The sequence below is a fragment of the Streptomyces sp. DH12 genome (genome assembly GCF_020873895.1).
In the GTDB taxonomy this organism is placed as follows: Bacteria; Actinomycetota; Actinomycetes; order Streptomycetales; family Streptomycetaceae; genus Streptomyces.
In genome coordinates this window covers 1-438 of record NZ_JAHWGT010001202.1, presented here as the reverse complement: position 1 = coordinate 438, position 438 = coordinate 1, and the positions used below count along the sequence as shown (strand labels likewise).

Annotated in this window: 1 protein-coding gene; it reads right to left on the bottom strand. The window is 74.0% G+C overall.

Annotated features, from left to right (window positions below; all coding sequences use genetic code 11):
- A partial coding sequence (locus LPA54_RS39245) for a patatin-like phospholipase family protein (RefSeq protein ID WP_228985170.1) occupies nucleotides 1–438 on the bottom strand: 438 nt, incomplete at both ends.

Sequence of the window (438 nt, the reverse complement as noted above, 5' to 3'; positions counted from 1 at the left end):
CCGGATCCAGCGGGTTCGTTCCGAACGCCCGGTGGCTGGCCTCGTCCGCGGTCACGTGCAGGGCGGTGCCCGTCTCCCCGATCAGTCGCAGGGACTCGTCCAGGGTCGGACCGAACGGGCTCGTGGGCGGCTCGGGGTTGCACGAGACCACGAGCACCCGTCCGTACCCCGCGGCCAGGTCCGCGTTGGTGGCCGAGCGCATGCCTCCGTCCATGAGGGCGCGGTCCCCCACGTGCACGAGCGGGAAGACCATGGGGACGGCGCAGCTTGCGGCCACGGCCCGCTCGAGGGGCACTCCGCTGTCCGCGTGGAACACCACGAACTCCCCGCTGCCGGCATCCACCGCGGTCAGCGCGAGACGCCCCGCCGGCCACTGCGCGGGCAGCATGCCCCCGATGCGCGCGAGCCACGCCTCCTCGGTCAGAGCAGGGGAGGCCA